Origin of the sequence: Streptomyces sp. NPDC094147 (assembly GCF_044764265.1) — a bacterium.
Lineage (GTDB): Bacteria > Actinomycetota > Actinomycetes > Streptomycetales > Streptomycetaceae > Streptomyces.
Window position 1 is genome coordinate 55,844 of record NZ_JBIWHT010000020.1, and the last position, 17,003, is coordinate 72,846.

A 17,003-nucleotide genomic window follows, 5' to 3' on the forward strand; every position below is an offset into this window, starting at 1 on the left:
GCGTAGGCGTCACATGGAGCCCCGCCCGCCAATCTGTTCCCCCGCAGTTCCGCCGATCGCCAAATTCGGCTACTTCTTGATCAGCCCCTTCGACTGGAGATACTGCTTGGCGACATCGGCCGGCTTGGCCCGCTCGGCATCGACCTTGCGGTTGAGATCGACCAGATCGGCGGTCGTCAGGGCCTTGGTCAGCTTGCCGAGCGCATCGGCAATCTCCTGGCCGCCCGCGTGCTTCGCATTGAGGACGGGCAGCACGTTGTCCGCGTTCTGCAGCGACTTGTCGTCCTGGAGCAGGACGAGTCCGTAGGTGTCCAGGGTCGCGTCCGTCGTGGTGGTCAGCACCAGTTGGTCGACGCCGTCCTTGACCGCCTGCTTGGCCTGCGGGGTGCCGACGCCCTTGGGGTCGATGCCGGTGACGCCGATGCCGTACTTGGACGTCAGACCCGGCGCGCAGAATGGCCGGATCTTGCACTCGTCACCGGCGGCGATCTTCACCTTGGCCTTGGACGCGCCCAGGTCCGAAAGGGACTTGAGGTTGTTCTTGGCCGCGAATTCCTTGGTCACCGCGAACGCGTTCTGATCCACCGCCGCGCCGGCCGGGAGAACCTTCAGACCGCGGGGCCCCGCGAGCTTGGCCAGTTCGGCCACGGTGGCGGTGACATCGCTGGAGGCGAGCGGCTTGTCCTTCGCCTTGTCGCCGTTCACCTTGGCATTGAGGAATTCGGTGAGCGTGGCCGCGTATTCCGGAACGACGTCGATCTCGCCCTTCTCCAGGGCCGGTTCGTACAGTTCGCGGTTCTTCACCGTGGTGACCGAGGTCGAGTACCCGGCGTCCGCGAGCACCTGGGAGTACAGCTCGGCGAGGACCGCGGACTCGGTGAAGCCGGCCGCGCCGATGACCAGCGAGCCCTTCTTCCCGCCGCCGGTACTGCTCGACCCGCTCGAACTGCTTGTGTCCTTGCTCTTCTCCAGGCTGTCGCCACCGCACGCGGCGAGCGAGCCCGCCAGTGCCACCGTGCCGAGCACCGCACCGGCCGTGCGCAGGATCTTGCTCATGAGGGTTCACCATCCAGGGAGTTACGGGGTAACGGACCGCGGGGTCGCGGATCACGAGTCAGCGGATCACGGGGTCACGGGCGCTTGCGCAGCGGGCTGAACAGCCGGTCCACCGCCACCAGCACGCCCTCCACGAGCAGGGCGAGCGCCGCCACGAGCATCGCCCCGGCCACCACCTGCGGGGTGTTGTACACCGCGAACCCCTCGGTGACTATCCGGCCGAGCCCGCCGAGCCCGGCCATCGCGGCGATCGTCGCCGTGGCGATGATCTGCACCGCCGCCGAGCGCAGACCGGTCATGATCAGCGGGTAGGCGAGCGGCAGTTCGACCTGGAGGAAGAGCTGGCGCCCCGACATCCCCATGCCGCGGGCCGCCTCCACCGCCGCCCGGTCCACCTCGCGCATGCCGACGTAGGCGTTGGTCAGCAGCGGCGGCACCGCGAAGAGCACCAGCGCGATCACCGTCGGCAGATAGCCCGCGTTGCGCAGCGGGGTCACCATGAACAGGGCGAGCACCGCGAAGACGGGTATCGCCCGGCCGATGTTGGAGAGGTTGACCGCGAGCGCGCCGCCCTTGCCGATGTGCCCGAGCCACAGCGCGAGCGGCAGGGCGACCAGGCAGGACACGACGAGGGCGAGCGCGCTGACGTACACGTGCTCACCGAGCCGGTGCCAGGCGCCGTCCTCCCCCGACCAGTTGGCGCCCGTCGTCAGCCATGTCCAGGCCTGCGCGAAGACTCCCATGGCTCAGCCCGCCTTCGCCGTACGGATGCGGGTCCAGGGGGTGAGCAGCCGCTGGAGCCCGAGCAGCAGCAGATCGGCGGCGACCGCGAGCACCACGCACAGCACCGACGCGGTCAGGATCTGCGCCTTGAAGAAGGTGGGCAGGCCCTGCTCGATGAGGTTGCCCAGGCCCCCGTGGTCGACGAGCGAGCCGATCGTGGTCAGCGCGACCGTGGCGACCGTCGCGATCCGGAGCCCGGCCATCAGCGCGGGCAGCGCCAGCGGCAGTTCGACCTCGAAGAGCAGCCGTATGCGCCCGTACCCCATGCCGCGCGCCGCCTCCAGCGCGTCGGCGGGCACCGATTCGAGGCCGGCCAGGATGTTCCGCACCAGGATCGTCAGGGAGTACAGCACGAGGCCGGTGATGACCAGGCCGGCCGAGAGGCCGAAGACCGGGAGCAGCAGGGCGAACATCGCGAGCGAAGGGATCGTGTACAGCACCGTCGTGAAGCCGAGGACGGTCGCCGCGACACCCTTGCGGCCGCGCGCGAGCAGCGCGAGGGGGAAGGCGACGAGCAGCCCGATCAGCACCGACACCGCGGTGATCCAGACGTGCTGGACCGTGGCGTCGGTCAGCTCCTGGCTGCGGGAACTCACGTACTCCCAGCAGATCCAGTCGTTCGCCGCCAGGCAGTTCCCGGCCACTCCCCCACCTCCCCCGGCCCGTACCGTACGTATGTCTGAAGACCCTAACCCTGACCACTGACAATCGCCTCGGGCCTTCGCATTACAGCAACATGGGCTTCACACAAGCGCGGTCGCCGCCCGGCACAATGGGGAATCATGATCCGGTTCGAGCACGTCACCAAGCGGTACGCCGACGGCACCACCGCCGTGGACGACCTTTCCTTCGAGGTGGCCGAGGGTGAACTGGTCACCCTCGTCGGCCCGTCCGGCTGCGGCAAGACCACCACGATGAAAATGGTCAACCGGCTCATCGAGCCGACCAGCGGGCGGATATTCCTGGACGGCGAGGACATATCGACCGTCGATCCGGTTCAACTGCGGCGCCGTATCGGCTATGTGATCCAGCAGGTCGGGCTCTTCCCGCACAAGACGGTCCTGGAGAACACCGCGACCGTCCCGCATCTGCTCGGCGTCAAGAAGGCCAAGGCCCGCGAGCGCGCGGCCGAGCTGCTCGATCTGGTGGGGCTCGACCCCAGGACGTACGGCTCGCGCTACCCGGAGCAGCTCTCCGGCGGTCAGCGCCAACGGGTGGGCGTGGCAAGGGCGTTGGCGGCGGATCCGCCGGTGCTCCTGATGGACGAGCCGTTCGGCGCGGTCGACCCGGTGGTGCGCGAGCGGCTGCAGAACGAGTTCCTCAGGCTCCAGTCGCAGGTGCGCAAGACGGTCCTGTTCGTCACCCACGACATCGAGGAGGCGGTCCGGCTCGGGGACCGCATCGCCGTCTACGGGCAGGGCGCCATCGAGCAGTTCGACGCCCCCGCCGCCGTGCTCGGCGCCCCCGCCACCCCGTACGTCGCGGACTTCGTGGGCGCCGACCGGGGTCTCAAGCGGCTCTCCGTCACCCCCATCGAGGAGGCCGACCTGGAGCAGCCGCCGGTGGTCCACCTCGACGATCCGCTGCCGGCCGACGTCCCGCGCTGGGCCGTGGTCCTGGACGGCGAGGACAATCTGCACGGCTGGATCTCCGCCGAGCAGGCCCGGCTCGGCAAGGGCACGGTCCGCGAGCACGCCCGGCGGATGGAGGCCTGGCTGCCGGTGGGCGCCTCGCTGAAGCAGGCCTTCGCCACGATGCTCCAGCACGACGCCGGGTGGATCGCGGTGATCGACCGCGCGGAGACCGGCCGCTTCCTCGGTGTCCTCACCCCGGCCCGGCTCCACGAGGCGCTGCGCCGCTCCATCGACGCGGACGCCCAGGACGTGCCCCGCACCGAGGTGACGGTCGAGACGGTCAGCTCGCGCTGAGCCGGCCGCTGATCCAGTCCAGGGTCGGCGGGATCTCGCGCCGCCAGGTGTTGAAGTTGTGCCCGCCGCTGTCGAGGGTGATGGACGACACGCGGCCGGGCGCCTTCACCTTGTCGATGAAGGACTGGGTCGGCTTGAAGTTGTCCTCGCCGGTCAGCGAGCTGGTGACCAGGAAGGACGACTTGCCCGGCGCCAGGTGGTCCAGGCTCCACAGCAGGTTGGCGCGGTTCTCCTCGTTCTTGTTGCCGTGGAAGAGGTCACCGGTCGTCGGGTCGTCCGCCGCCTTGTAGTACGCGGACAGGCCCGCGCTCGCCGCGAACTGCTCGGGGTGGTGCATGCCGATCTTCAGAGCGCAGTAGCCGCCGGTCGAATTGCCGATGAAGCCCCAGTTCTGCGGCTTGGTGCCGACCCGGTAGTTCGCGGAGATCGCGCCCGGCACGTCCTTGGCGAAGAACGTCTCGGTCTGCGGGCCGCCGGGTATGTCGACGCACTCGGTGTCCCGCTGGCCCGCCACCGTCGGGCGCATCATGACCAGGATCATGGGCTGCGCCTTCTTCTGCTTGGCCTGCGTCCACGCCGTCTTCGGGTACGCGAGCCCCTTGAGCAGGTTCTCCGCGGTGCCCGGGTAGCCGGTGAGCACGATCGAGGCCGGGAACGTCTTGTTCTCGTACGCCTTCTGGAAGTACTCCGGGGGCAGGTAGACGTAGGCGGGGCTGGTTATCTTCGACTTCTCGCCGGCCAGCACGATCTTCTGGATCTCGCCGCCCAGCTGCGGCTTGCCCGCGCCCGGGGTCTCCGGCTTCTGCTTGCTAAGGACCCGGATGTTCTTGCCGCCCGCCGAGTGGTCGACGACCTTGCCCATGTCCTGCTCCTGGCCGAACAGGTCCGCCCAGGATCCGTAGAACAGGAACGAATTGTTGGCTGCCAGGCCGACCGAGGCGAAGATCGCCAGCTGGGTCGCGAGCAGCAGTCCGACCCGGCCCACGACGGCCTTCCAGCTGCGCCGTGCCAGTCGCGGCCACAGCCAGATGGTGACCGCGAACAGCACTACCGCCAGGAACACGGCGAGTGCCAGAACCTTGTTGCTCGTGAGACCCATGAGTCGATGAAACTTTCTGACTGAGATTTTCCTGAGACCGAGGGAACCCGCCCCCCGGATGTGCCGTCCTAGAGGGCGCAAATTGTCCGGCCGGACGGTATGTACGCCGTCCCCCGGCCAACTGAATCTCTCGCGGAGCCACGGGAAGCGATGTCTGTCAGGATAGATGGGGACAAAAACGGATCGGTTCCGACTCGTGTACGAAAGGTCCTCCGCGGGCCGCGCCCCGAGTCGGTTCCCAAGGTGGTCGGTACGGCCTGCACGATCGTAGGGCTCCTGGACGTCGCGGCCGGAGTCTTCGATCGCGTCCGGCACAGTCGGTTCCACACCGTCAGCGAGGTCCTGCCGGGCACCTTCGGCCCCTTCGCGGCGGCCGTGGCGCTCAGCGCCGGCATCCTCCTGCTGCTCCTCGCGCACGGCCTGAAGCGCCGCAAGCGGCGGGCCTGGCGGGCCGCGGTGGTACTGCTGCCGATCGGGGCGGTGGCCCAGTTCTGGTACCGGCACTCGGTGGTCGGCGTGCTGATCTCCTTGGTACTTCTCACATTGCTCGTCGTCCACCGGAGCGAGTTCAACGCACTGCCCGACCCGCGCAGCCGCTGGAAGGCCGTCGCGAACTTCTTCCTGATGGGCGCCGGATCGCTGGGCCTCGGCCTGGTCATCGTGAGCGTCCACCCGAACCGCACGGTCGGCAACCCGAGCATCGTGGACCGCATCCAGCACGTGATGTTCGGTCTCTTCGGCTTCGAGGGACCGGTCGAGTACCAGGGCAAGACCAGCTGGACCGTCGGCTACTCGCTCGGCGCGCTCGGCCTGCTGACCGCCGTCACCACGATCTACCTGGCGTTCCGGCCCGAGCACCCGGCCGCCCGGCTCACCGAGGACGACGAGCACAAGCTGCGCGAGCTGCTCGCCAAGCACGGCGCCCGCGACTCGCTCGGCCACTTCGCGCTCCGCCGCGACAAGGCCGTCGTCTTCTCGCCCAGCGGCAAGGCGGCCGTCACCTACCGCGTGGTCTCCGGTGTGATGCTTGCCTCGGGCGACCCGATCGGCGACGTCGAGGCCTGGCCCGGCGCCATCGAGCGCTTCATGGACGAGGCCAAGGCGCACTCCTGGACCCCGGCGGTCGTCGGCTGCTCGGAGACCGGCGGCGAGGTCTGGACCCGCGAGACCGGACTCGACGCGCTGGAGCTCGGCGACGAGGCGGTGGTGGACGTCGCGGATTTCTCGCTGGCCGGACGCGCCATGCGGAACGTACGCCAGATGGTCAAGCGCATCGAGCGCAATGGCTACGAAACCCGCGTACGGCGCGTCCGTGACCTCTCGGACGGTGAGCTGGAGCGGGTCCGCCGGGCCGCCGAGGACTGGCGCGGCACCGACACCGAGCGCGGCTTCTCCATGGCGCTCGGCCGCATCGGCGACCCCAACGACGGCGACTGCGTGATCGCCACCGCCCACAAGGCGGACGACGACGAGTCCGGTGCGCCGGGTCCGTACGGCGACCTGAAGGCCATCCTGCACTTCGTGCCCTGGGGCAAGGACGGAATGTCGCTGGAGATGATGCGCCGCGACCGCTCCGCCGACCCCGGCATGAACGAGCTCCTGATCGTGGCCTCGCTCCAGGCCTGCGAGAAGATCGGGATCAAGCAGGTGTCGCTCAACTTCGCGATGTTCCGCTCGGCGCTGGCGCGCGGCGAGAAGATCGGGGCCGGGCCGGTCCTGCGCATGTGGCGGGGCCTGCTGGTCTTCCTGTCGCGCTGGTTCCAGATCGAGTCGCTGTACAAGTTCAACGCGAAGTTCCAGCCCCGGTGGGAGCCGCGCTTCATGGTGTACCGGGCCAACACCGACCTTCCCCGCATCGGCTTCGCCGTGATGCAGGCCGAGGGCTTCGTGAACCTGGGCCTCCCGGGCCCGCTGGCCCGCCTGACCCGCGCCGCCCGCCGCGATCGCGCCTGCGCGCACGTGACGACCCCGGACCACGAGGTCAGCGCGGCGTAGCGCCGCCCTGGGAGACCCCGCTCCCCAACAAACGCCGGAGGGGCGGGGCCAAACCCGGGGGGGGGTGTGCCGCCCCGCCGGGGGGTGGGGGGCGGAAGAAAGGGGCGCACCACCGCCGCCCCCCGGGCCGGCCGCGACCCCCCCCCGCCCCCCCCGGGGTGCGGGCGCCGCCCCCCCCGCGCGGGCCCCCCCCCCCCCCCAACCCCGGGGGGGGGCCGCCCCCCCCGCGGGGGGGGGCCCCCCCCCCCCCCTCCGGCGTTGCTGTCCGGAAGATCAGGCGCTCTCCAGCTCCGCCTCCGGCGCGTCCTGCGACGACGCCGCGACCCGCCGGGCCCGCGCCTTGTCCGAGGACAGGCCCACCAGCGCCACGCCCACGACCAGCACGAACGCGATCCCCGCCAGCGCGAAGCTCAGCGTGAACTGGCTCTCGGCCGGCAGCGGAGGCACACCCTTCGGCAGCCCCTCGATCACCTTCGAGGCGAGCAGAGACGTGATCACCGCGCTGGCGATCGCCGAGCCCACGGAGCGCGAGATCGAGTTGATGCCGTTCGCGATGCCCGTCTGGTGATGCGGGACGCTCGCCACGATGAGCGCCGGCATCGCCGCGTACCCGAAGCTGATCGCGGCACCGATCAGCATGCCCGCGAGGATCACGGACGCCGTCGAGTCGTGGGCGCCGGTCAGCCAGGCGAAGCCGAGGACACCGAAGGCCGCGCCCGCCGCGAGCGTGAAGCGCGCTCCGATCCGCCCCACCAGCTGCCCGCCGAGCGGCGCGGCGACCAGCGAGACGAGCGTGGTGGGCAGCAGGTACTCGACGGAGGCCCGCAGCACGGACGCCGAGAAGCCGTAGCCGGTCAGCTTGTCCGGCATCTGCACCAGGTAGGAGACGCCGATGAACTGCGAGAACATCGCGAAGCCGAGCAGCAGCCCGGCCAGGTTGGTGAAGAGCACCGGCCGGTGCGCGAACATCCGCATGTCCACCATGGGCGCCTTCACGTTGCGCTCGACCAGGACCCAGACCCCGGCCATCACCACGGCGCCGACGAAGAACCCGATCGTGCGGCCGGAGCCCCAGCCCCACTCGTGACCCTGCGAGATCGGCAGCAGGAGCAGCACGAGGAAGGCGGCGAGGGTGCCCGCGCCGAGCCAGTCGGTGCGCCCGCCCGTCTTGGTGCGGGAGGCGGGCACGACCGCGATGACCGCGATCAGGGCGACGACCGCGAGGATCACGGCGAGCCAGAACACCCGGTGGTAGTCGGGGTGCGAGCCCTGCGTGAGCAGGCCGGCCCCGACGAGGGCGAGACCGCTGCCGAACGCGAGCGTGCCGCTGACCAGCGCCATCGCCCCGTGCAGCTTCTGCGGCGGGATCTCCTCGCGCAGTACGGAAAGAGCCAGCGGGAAGATCGCGGTCGCCGCGCCCTGGAGCACTCGGCCGACGATCAGCAGGGTGAGCGAGCTGGTGGTGGCGGCGAGCACGGAGCCCGCGACCATGACCACGAGCACGCCGATCAGGGTCGGCTTCTTGCCGTGCATGTCGCCGAAGCGGCCGAGCAGCGGGGTGAAGACGGCCGCGGAGAGCAGGGTCGCGGTGGTGACCCAGCTGACGCCCGACGTGGAGGTGCCGAGGTCGTTCTGGATGATCCCGAGGATCGGCACGACCAGCGTCTGCATCATCGAGACGACCATGGCGGCGAGGCCGAGGACGAGGACGAGCCCGGTGCCGCCGCGGGGGCGTTGGTTAGTGGTCACTTTTTCTTCCGTACGGCAGGAGGAGGTACTTGAGTCGATGAAGCTTGATTACCTCAAGCAACTTAAAGAAGGTAAACATCAAAGGTTGAGGTAGTCAAGTTTCACTCGAATCGCGGGTACAGTGGACGGCATGCCTGGAACCAGCCGCCCGACCGCCGTCAGCAACGTCACGCTCATGGACGCCATCTGGGACTCCCTGGCCAGCTTCTACGGCGACTTCTCCTCGGCGTCCGCCGAGGAGGGCCTCACCTCCAGCCAGGCCAAGACCCTGACCGTGCTGCGCCGCGGTCCCGCCTCCATGCGCTCGCTCGCCACCACGCTGCACTGCGACGCCTCCAACGTCACCGGAATCGTCGACCGCCTGGAGGCGCGCGCCCTGGTGCGCCGCGAGCCGAGCCCCACCGACCGCCGGGTCAAGAACGTCGTCCTGACCGACGACGGCATGCGGACCGTGGAGACCGTGCGGACCGGCATGCTCGCCACCCACGCCGCCCTCGACGCCCTGCCCGACGCCGACCGCGTCGCCCTGCACGATCTGCTCCAGCGCCTTTTCGCCACCCCCGAGCGTGGTCCGGGAACCTCCGGCTGACGCCTACGCTTGACGTATGAGTACGTTGAACGGGCGGGGGTCCGTCGAAGGCCTGCCCGAGTGGGGCCGCTGCGCGGTCATGGGCGTGGTCAATGTGACGCCCGACTCCTTCTCCGACGGTGGCCGGTGGTTCGACACCTCCACCGCCGTCAAGCACGGCCTCGACCTCGTCACCGAAGGCGCCGACCTCGTCGACGTCGGCGGCGAGTCCACCCGCCCCGGCGCCTCCCGCGTGGACGAGGACGAGGAGCTGCGCCGTGTCATCCCGGTCGTACGGGGCCTGGCCGCCGAGGGCGTCACCGTCTCCGTCGACACCATGCGCGCCCGCGTCGCCGAGCAGGCGATCGCCGCCGGCGCGGTCCTGGTCAACGACGTCAGCGGCGGTCTCGCGGACCCCGCGATGATCCCCGCCGTCGCCGCCACCGGCGCCCCCTTCGTCGTCATGCACTGGCGCGGCTTCAGCCAGGACATGAACAGCCGCGCGGTGTACGCGGACGTGGTGGCCGAAGTCGTGGCCGAACTGCGCCTGCGTACGGAGGCCGTCATCGAGGGCGGCATCGCCCCCGAGCGCCTCGTCATCGACCCCGGCCTCGGCTTCGCCAAGCAGGCCGAGCACGACCTCGCGCTCGTCGCCCACCTGGCCGACCTGCGCGCGCTCGGCCGTCCCGTCCTGGTCGCCGCCTCCCGCAAGCGGTTCCTCGGCCGCGTACTGGCCGGCGACGAGGGCGCGCCGCCGCCCGCCCGCGAACGCGACGCGGCCACCGCCGCCGTCTCCGCCATCGCCGCGCACGAGGGCGCCTGGGCGGTCCGCGTCCACGAGGTGCGGGCCACCGCCGACGCCGTCCGCGTGGCGCGCGCCGTCGAGGGAGCCCGGTGAGTTCACGTACCGACATCGAGGCGGTCGAGCGCGCCAACACGGCGTTCTACGAGACGCTGGAGCGGGGCGACTTCGACGAGCTGTCCGAGCTGTGGCTGAGCGCCACCGTCGCCGGCGACACCGGGATCTCCTGCGTCCACCCGGGCTGGCCGGTGCTCTCCGGGCGCGGCGAGGTGCTCCGCTCGTACGCGCTGATCATGGCGAACACCGAGTACATCCAGTTCTTCCTGACCGATGTGAAGGTCGTCATCCTGGGCGACACCGCGCTGGTCACCTGCACCGAGAACATCCTCAGCGGCGGCCCCGCCGAGGAGAGCGGCGAGCTGGGGCCGCTCGTCGGGCAGCTCGTGGTCGCCACCAATGTGTTCCGCCGCACATCCGACGGCTGGCGGCTCTGGTCCCACCACGGCTCACCGGTACTCGCCGAATCGGGCGAGGAAGAGCCGGAAGAGGACTGAATCCGGGCACGATTGGGGGCTTCGGAGGATTGAATCCCCGGCCATGGGGTAGGGGCGGCTACCAGCCCTTTGAGGATCTGTCCATAGCCCCCGTGGGCGAGCACTGTCAGTGCCCGCAGGTAGATTCGATTGTGGGCACCGTGCCGCCCGCACGCGGCCGCATGTCCGTCTGACCAACGACAGCAGGAGTGATTCGCGTGGATCGTGTCGCGCTGCGCGGCCTCAAGGCCCGTGGGCACCATGGCGTCTTCCCCCGGGAGCGCGAGGAGGGCCAGACCTTCATCGTGGACCTGGTGCTCGGCCTCGACACCCGCCTCGCGGCGGCCGACGACGACCTGGCGAAGACCGTGCACTACGGCGTGGTGGCCGAGGAAGTCGTGGACGTCGTCCGGGGCGAGCCCGTCGACCTGATCGAGACGCTCGCCGAGCGGATCGCCCAGCAGTGCCTCAAGCACGAAGGCGTCCAGGAGGTGGAAGTGGTCGTCCACAAGCCGGACGCGCCGATCACCGTCCCGTTCGACGACGTGACCATCACCATCACCCGGAGCCGAGTATGACCGTGTTCTCGCAGGGCCAGAGCGACCCGACCGTACAGCCGGTGCCCGCCTCCGTGGTCGAGCAGGTGGACGCGGCCGACGTCACCCTCTCCAACCCCCGCCGGGCCGTGATCGCCCTCGGCTCCAATCTGGGCAACCGCCTGGAGACCCTGCAGGGCGCCATCGACGCCCTGGAGGACACCCCGGGCCTGCGCGTCAAAGCCGTCTCGCCGGTGTACGAGACCGAGCCCTGGGGCGTCGACCCGGGATCGCAGCCCTCGTACTTCAACGCGGTGGTCGTCGTGAAGACGACGCTGCCGCCGGCCTCGCTCCTGGAGCGAGGCCACGCCATCGAGGAGGCCTTCGACCGGGTGCGCGACGAGCGCTGGGGCCCGCGCACCATCGACGTGGACATCGTCGCGTACGCGGACATCGTCTCCGACGACCCGGTCCTGACGCTCCCGCACCCGCGCGCCCACCAGCGGGCGTTCGTGCTCGCACCCTGGCACGACGTGGAGCCCGAGGCCCAGCTGCCCGGCCACGGCCCGGTCGCCGACCTGCTGACCGGAGTGGGCCACGACGGCGTACTGCCCCGCGCCGATCTGGAACTCCGCCTGCCCGAGTAGTCGTTACGCTTCTGAGGTCGACCACCCGAGACGCGAAGGGCACTACTCCGTGAAGCAACTGCGGCTGGGCGTACTGGCCGGACTGTTCGTCATTGCCGGAGTGCTCTCCTGGGCGGGCGCCCGGCTGTGGGACTCGGTCGGCACCCTGCCCGGCGTGCCGATCGCGGCACCGATCGTGCTCGGGGTGATCGCAGTCATCCTGCTGGCGACCGCCCTGTCCATCCGCTCCCGGCTGCGTGCCCAGCGCGAGCGCCGCCCGGGAGCCAAGGGCGTGGAGCCGCTGATGGCCGCCCGCGCGGTGGTCTTCGGCCAGGCCAGCGCCCTGGTGGCGGCCCTGGTGTGCGGGATGTACGGCGGCACCGGCGTCTATCTCCTGAGCTACCTCGACATCCCGGCCCGCCGCGACCAGGCGATCTACGCCGGGTTCTCGGTGGTGGCCGGCATCGGCGTCATCGCGGCGGCCCTGTTCCTGGAACGCATCTGCAAGCTCCCGGACGACGAGGACGACAACAAGGCGCCCGTCTTGTGAGAGTCCGGCGCGGTACCGCGCCCTGAAGGGGCGCGGGCAGCTGCGCGACCAGCTCCCCCAAGCTCTCAACTTCGTTCGAGCAGGGGGACCCCCATCGCCCCGCAGCCGACAAACCACGTCCCGCGGAGCGCTCAGCGCGCCATGATCAGGCTCATCGCCTCGTTGCGGGTCGCCGGGTCGCGCAGCTGGCCGCGCACCGCCGAGGTGATCGTCTTGGCGCCGGGCTTGCGGACCCCCCGCATGGTCATGCACATGTGCTCGCACTCGATGACCACGATCACGCCCCGCGGCTCCAGGATCTCCATCAGGGAGTCCGCGATCTGCGTGGTGAGACGCTCCTGCACCTGCGGCCTGCGCGCGTACACGTCCACCAGTCGGGCCAGCTTGGACAGGCCGGTGATCTTCCCGTCCGTGGACGGGATGTAGCCGACGTGGGCGACGCCCACGAACGGGACGAGGTGGTGCTCGCAGGAGCTCATGACCTCGATGTCCTTCACCAGGACCATCTCGTCGTGGCCCAGGTCGAACGTCGTCGTCAGCACGTCCTCCGGCTTCTGCCACAGGCCGGCGAATATCTCCCGGTAGGCCCGCGCCACCCGCCCCGGCGTCTCCTGGAGTCCTTCGCGGTCCGGGTCCTCGCCGACGGCGATGAGGAGCTCGCGCACGGCGTTCTCGGCCCGCTTCTCGTCGAACTCGCCGATCTTGGCCTCGCCGTACAGCGTCACCGGGTCGGTCATCTGTGCCTCGTTCCTCGACTGTCTTCCATGGCGCGTGGCCGAAAAACACCCGCGCCCCCACAGGCTAAAACCTGGGGGGCGCGGCATGCATTCCGGGTCCTGTGAGGGCCCCGGGCTCAGCTCTCGGGACGGTCCTCGGGGGCCGGGACGGCGTCCGCCGTCTTGTCCAGCGGCACGGAACCGTTGGCGCTCGCGGCACCGTTGGTCAGCGCCAGCTCCTTCGGCGAGAGGACCGGCGGCCGGGTCGACGGCGTACGCCGCGAGGAGCCGGTCCAGGCCGGACGGGCCGGGCGCTTGACGATCCCGGAGAAGACCTCGGCGATCTGCTCCTTGCTGAGGGTCTCCTTCTCCAGGAGCTCCAGGACCAGCTTGTCGAGGATGTCGCGGTTCTCGACCAGGATCTCCCAGGCCTCGTTGTGCGCCGTCTCGATGAGCTTCTTGACCTCTTCGTCGACGAGCGCCGCGACCTCTTCCGAGTAGTCGCGCTGGTGCGCCATCTCACGGCCGAGGAACGGCTCGGTGTTGTCGCCACCGAACTTGATCGCGCCGAGACGCTCGGTCATGCCGTACTGCGTGACCATCGCGCGGGCGGTGGCCGTGGCCTTCTCGATGTCGTTGGCCGCACCCGTCGTCGGGTCGTGGAAGACGAGCTCCTCGGCCGCGCGCCCGCCCAGCATGTACGCCAGCTGGTCGAGCATTTCGTTGCGCGTGGTCGAGTACTTGTCCTCGTCCGGCAGGACCATGGTGTAACCCAGGGCCCGGCCGCGCGACAGGATCGTGATCTTGTGGACCGGGTCCGAGTTGGGCGAAGCCGCGGCGACCAGGGCGTGACCGCCCTCGTGGTACGCGGTGATCTTCTTTTCCTTCTCGGACATGATCCTGGTCCGCTTCTGCGGGCCCGCCACGACGCGGTCGATCGCCTCGTCCAGCGCGTTGTTGTCGATCAGCTTCCGGTCGCTGCGCGCCGTCAGGAGCGCCGCTTCGTTCAGCACGTTCGCCAGGTCGGCGCCGGTGAAGCCCGGGGTGCGCCGCGCCACGGCCGACAGGTCGACGTCCGGAGCGACCGGCTTGCCCTTCTGGTGGACCTTGAGGATCTCCAGACGGCCCTGCATGTCCGGGCGGTCGACCGCGATCTGGCGGTCGAAGCGGCCGGGGCGCAGCAGTGCCGGGTCCAGGATGTCGGGCCGGTTCGTGGCAGCGATCAGGATGACGCCGCCCTTCACGTCGAAGCCGTCCATCTCCACGAGCAGCTGGTTGAGGGTCTGCTCGCGCTCGTCGTGGCCGCCGCCGAGGCCCGCGCCGCGGTGGCGCCCCACGGCGTCGATCTCGTCGACGAAGACGATCGCCGGGGCGTTCGCCTTGGCCTGCTCGAACAGGTCGCGCACCCGGGAGGCGCCGACACCGACGAACATCTCCACGAAGTCGGAGCCGGAGATCGAGTAGAACGGAACACCGGCCTCACCCGCGACGGCGCGGGCGAGCAGCGTCTTGCCCGTGCCGGGCGGGCCGTACAGCAGCACGCCCTTCGGGATCTTGGCGCCGACGGCCTGGAACTTCGCCGGCTCCTGGAGGAACTCCTTGATCTCGTGGAGCTCCTCGACTGCCTCGTCGGACCCCGCCACATCGGCGAAGGTCGTCTTCGGGGTGTCCTTGGTGATGAGCTTGGCCTTGGACTTCCCGAAGTTCATGACTCGGGAGCCGCCGCCCTGCATCTGGTTCATCAGGAACAGGAAGACCACGACGATGAGGACGAAGGGCAGCAGGGAGAGCAGGATCCCGAGGAACGGGTTCTGCTTGTCGGGCGAGACCGTGTACCCCTTGGGGATGTCACCGGCCTTGACGCTGGTCTGCAGCTGCTCGGCCAGCGAGCTCGCCTGGATGTCCCCGATGTAGTTCGCCTGGACCTTGCTGCTGCCCTTGACCTTCTGGCCGTCCTTCAGGTCGATCTTGATGACCTGACTGTCACCTGTGGTGATCTTGGCCTGTTCGACCTGCTTGTTGCTGATCGCCTGAACGACATCGGATGTGTCGACCGCCTTGTAGCCGCCACCCGAGCCGACGACCTGCATCAGCACGACCACGGCGAGGACGGCCAGCACGATCCACATGACCGGCCCACGGAAGTATCGCTTCACGTCCATCCATACGGAGCGCGAGAACGCCCCGTCCCTCCTGCCCGTAGGTAAATGCTGCTGTGAGTATGACTAAGACTGTGTGTAAAGACTGTTCTTCGGACGGTACCCCAGCATTGTCACCCGTGGCCGCACGGTACGGCTGACAAAGGCCCCTTCCCCTGCTCCAACGGCGGGAGGCGCGCTGTGGTTCCCCGAACGGGCCGGGGCTGTGTCAGCCGCCGTACACGTGCGGCGCGAGCGTCCCGACAAACGGGAGGTTGCGGTACTTCTCGGCATAGTCGAGGCCGTAACCCACGACGAATTCATTGGGAATGTCGAACCCGATCCACTTCACGTCGATCGCGACCTTTGCGGCATCCGGCTTACGGAGCAGCGTGCACACCTCAAGCGACGCGGGCTCGCGCGATCCGAGGTTCGAAAGCAGCCAGGACAGGGTCAGACCCGAGTCGATGATGTCCTCGACGATCAGGACGTGCTTGCCCTTGATGTCGGTGTCGAGGTCCTTGAGGATCCGTACGACGCCGGAGGACTGGGTGCCGGCACCGTATGAGGAGACGGCCATCCAGTCCATGGTGACCGGGGTGGACAGCGCGCGGGCCAGGTCCGCCATGACCATCACTGCGCCCTTGAGGACACCGACGATGAGCAGGTCCTTGCCCGCGTACTCCGCGTCGATCTTCCCGGCCAGCTCCGCCAGCTTCGAGTCGATCTCTTCCTTGGTGATGAGCACCGACTGAAGGTCGGTGCCCATGTCCTTCTCGTTCACCCGGGCCGCTTTCTTGGGGGATTTCATTGTCCGTGCGCGAGCCGAGTTACGTGTGTGAGCTCAGCCCTGCCGAATGACCAGTCTGCCACCCTGACGACGCGCGACGACGCGGCCCGGGAGATTGATGGCCCGCTGGCCGCGCCAGCCGGTGATCAGCTTGTCGACCTCCTCCACATGACGGGCGAAGAGCGAACCGGCGGGCGAGCCCGCGTCGATGACCGCCCGGCGCACGATGCGGCGGCGCACGGCGGGCGGCAGCGCGAAGAGCTTGGCGCACTCAAGGAGCCCGGCGTCGTCACGTACGGTCGCGTCCGCCTGGACGGCCCAGGCGTCCAGTGCGTCGGCGTCGTCGCGGGAGAGCTGGGCGGTGCGGGCCAGCGCCTCGACGACGCCCTTGCCGAGCGCCTTCTCCAGCGCGGGCAGGCCCTCCTGGCGCAGTCGCGAGCGGGTGTAGGCGGGGTCGGCGTTGTGCGGATCGTCCCAGACGGGCAGCGACTGGACCATGCAGGCCTTGCGGGCGGTCTGCCGGTCGATCTCCAGGAAGGGGCGCCGGTAGCGGCCGGACGCCCCGGAGACGGCGGCCATGCCGGACAGCGAGCGGGTGCCGGAGCCGCGGGCGAGGCCGAGCAGCACGGTCTCGGCCTGGTCGTCGCGGGTGTGGCCGAGCAGGACGGCGGCGGCGCCGTGGCGCTCCGCGGCGGCGTCCAGGGCGGCGTAGCGGGCGTCCCGGGCGGCGGCCTCGGGTCCGCCTTCGCGGCCCACGCGGACGGCGACGGCCTCGGCCGGCGCGAGCCCCAGGCCGGTCATGCGGGAGACGACTTCGGCGGCCCGCAGGTCGGAGCCGTGCTGGAGACCGTGGTCGATGGTGATGCCGCCGGCGCGCAGCGAGAGCTTGCGGGATTCGAAGGCGAGGGCGGAGGCGAGCGCCATGGAGTCGGCGCCGCCGGAGCAGGCCACGAGCACGAGGGGCTCGGCGGCGGTGCGGGCGCCGGTCTCGGCTGCCCGGTCGGTCTCGGTGTCGCGGGACTGTTCGTTCAGTACGTCGTGGAGTACGCGGCGAACCGCCAGGCGTATCGCTGCGACCGCAGGATGGGGACCCATGTCCGGTGCCCTTCGGTGAAGTTGGGGGGTGCCTCTGGC

General features: G+C 69.8%; 17 protein-coding genes. 8 read left to right on the plus strand and 9 right to left on the minus strand.

From position 1 onward, the window contains the following. Nucleotides 1-69 precede the first annotated feature (69 nt). The 3 genes from ACIQ8J_RS25480 to ACIQ8J_RS25490 form a co-directional block, all read right to left on the minus strand. Nucleotides 70-1,056, minus strand: coding sequence for an ABC transporter substrate-binding protein (locus ACIQ8J_RS25480; RefSeq protein WP_403274167.1), 987 nt, complete (start codon nt 1,054-1,056; stop codon nt 70-72). 74 nt (nt 1,057-1,130) lie between these two features. Further along, nucleotides 1,131-1,799 carry an ABC transporter permease gene (locus tag ACIQ8J_RS25485; protein ID WP_403274166.1) on the minus strand — a complete coding sequence of 223 codons (669 nt, stop codon included), beginning with the start codon at nt 1,797-1,799 and terminating at the stop codon, nt 1,131-1,133. A 3-nt stretch (nt 1,800-1,802) separates the two neighbouring features. Further along, nucleotides 1,803-2,483, minus strand: coding sequence for an ABC transporter permease (locus ACIQ8J_RS25490; RefSeq protein WP_403274164.1), 681 nt, complete (start codon nt 2,481-2,483; stop codon nt 1,803-1,805). Nucleotides 2,484-2,621: 138 nt separating this feature from the next. Between ACIQ8J_RS25490 and ACIQ8J_RS25495 the strand changes: the two genes are divergently transcribed. Continuing rightward, the gene (locus tag ACIQ8J_RS25495) at nt 2,622-3,767 is read left to right on the plus strand and encodes an ABC transporter ATP-binding protein (RefSeq protein WP_403274163.1); all 1,146 of its coding nucleotides are present in this window, start codon (nt 2,622-2,624) and stop codon (nt 3,765-3,767) included. On the opposite strand, the gene ACIQ8J_RS25500 is transcribed toward ACIQ8J_RS25495, so the two are convergent. Continuing rightward, the gene (locus ACIQ8J_RS25500) at nt 3,754-4,866 is read right to left on the minus strand and encodes an alpha/beta hydrolase (RefSeq protein ID WP_403274161.1); all 1,113 of its coding nucleotides are present in this window, start codon (nt 4,864-4,866) and stop codon (nt 3,754-3,756) included. The genes ACIQ8J_RS25495 and ACIQ8J_RS25500 overlap by 14 nt on opposite strands. Before the next feature lie 150 nt (nt 4,867-5,016). On the opposite strand from ACIQ8J_RS25500, the gene ACIQ8J_RS25505 reads away from it, so the two are divergent. Next, nucleotides 5,017-6,861, plus strand: a complete 1,845-nt coding sequence (locus tag ACIQ8J_RS25505; protein WP_403274159.1) for a phosphatidylglycerol lysyltransferase domain-containing protein — start codon at nt 5,017-5,019, stop codon at nt 6,859-6,861. 273 nt (nt 6,862-7,134) lie between these two features. On the opposite strand, the gene ACIQ8J_RS25510 is transcribed toward ACIQ8J_RS25505, so the two are convergent. Then, the gene (locus tag ACIQ8J_RS25510; RefSeq protein WP_403274158.1) at nt 7,135-8,610 is read right to left on the minus strand and encodes an MFS transporter; all 1,476 of its coding nucleotides are present in this window, start codon (nt 8,608-8,610) and stop codon (nt 7,135-7,137) included. Between the two features lie 130 nt (nt 8,611-8,740). Here ACIQ8J_RS25510 and ACIQ8J_RS25515 point away from each other — a divergent pair, with 130 nt between their 5' ends. From ACIQ8J_RS25515 to ACIQ8J_RS25540, 6 genes are all read left to right on the plus strand, one after another. Then, nucleotides 8,741-9,199 carry a MarR family winged helix-turn-helix transcriptional regulator gene (locus tag ACIQ8J_RS25515; RefSeq protein WP_403274157.1) on the plus strand — a complete coding sequence of 153 codons (459 nt, stop codon included), beginning with the start codon at nt 8,741-8,743 and terminating at the stop codon, nt 9,197-9,199. Between the two features lie 16 nt (nt 9,200-9,215). Beyond that, entirely contained in the window at nt 9,216-10,076 is an 861-nt protein-coding gene (folP, locus tag ACIQ8J_RS25520) for a dihydropteroate synthase (RefSeq protein WP_403274156.1), read from the plus strand. Then, nucleotides 10,073-10,534: a nuclear transport factor 2 family protein gene (locus ACIQ8J_RS25525; protein WP_403274155.1), complete on the plus strand. Its 462-nt coding sequence runs from the start codon at nt 10,073-10,075 to the stop codon at nt 10,532-10,534. Before folP ends, ACIQ8J_RS25525 begins: the two co-directional genes overlap by 4 nt. A 197-nt stretch (nt 10,535-10,731) precedes the next feature. Next, nucleotides 10,732-11,091 carry a dihydroneopterin aldolase gene (folB, locus tag ACIQ8J_RS25530; RefSeq protein WP_399052839.1) on the plus strand — a complete coding sequence of 120 codons (360 nt, stop codon included), beginning with the start codon at nt 10,732-10,734 and terminating at the stop codon, nt 11,089-11,091. Continuing rightward, complete coding sequence (gene folK, locus ACIQ8J_RS25535; protein ID WP_403274154.1) at nt 11,088-11,696, plus strand: 2-amino-4-hydroxy-6-hydroxymethyldihydropteridine diphosphokinase; 609 nt, start codon at nt 11,088-11,090, stop codon at nt 11,694-11,696. Before folB ends, folK begins: the two co-directional genes overlap by 4 nt. A 49-nt stretch (nt 11,697-11,745) precedes the next feature. After that, complete coding sequence (locus tag ACIQ8J_RS25540) at nt 11,746-12,225, plus strand: DUF3180 domain-containing protein (protein WP_403274153.1); 480 nt, start codon at nt 11,746-11,748, stop codon at nt 12,223-12,225. A gap of 131 nt (nt 12,226-12,356) precedes the next feature. Here the strand turns inward: ACIQ8J_RS25540 and folE are convergent, their stop codons facing one another. The 4 genes from folE to tilS form a co-directional block, all read right to left on the minus strand. Then, nucleotides 12,357-12,962, minus strand: a complete 606-nt coding sequence (folE, locus tag ACIQ8J_RS25545; RefSeq protein WP_403274152.1) for a GTP cyclohydrolase I FolE — start codon at nt 12,960-12,962, stop codon at nt 12,357-12,359. A 116-nt stretch (nt 12,963-13,078) separates the two neighbouring features. Further along, nucleotides 13,079-15,103 (minus strand): ATP-dependent zinc metalloprotease FtsH, encoded by a 2,025-nt coding sequence (gene ftsH / locus ACIQ8J_RS25550; protein WP_403274150.1) that lies wholly within the window; start codon nt 15,101-15,103, stop codon nt 13,079-13,081. Nucleotides 15,104-15,308: 205 nt separating this feature from the next. Then, nucleotides 15,309-15,848 (minus strand): hypoxanthine phosphoribosyltransferase, encoded by a 540-nt coding sequence (gene hpt, locus ACIQ8J_RS25555; protein WP_399053050.1) that lies wholly within the window; start codon nt 15,846-15,848, stop codon nt 15,309-15,311. Between the two features lie 75 nt (nt 15,849-15,923). Beyond that, entirely contained in the window at nt 15,924-16,964 is a 1,041-nt protein-coding gene (gene tilS, locus ACIQ8J_RS25560) for a tRNA lysidine(34) synthetase TilS (RefSeq protein ID WP_403274149.1), read from the minus strand. Nucleotides 16,965-17,003: the final 39 nt, after the last annotated feature.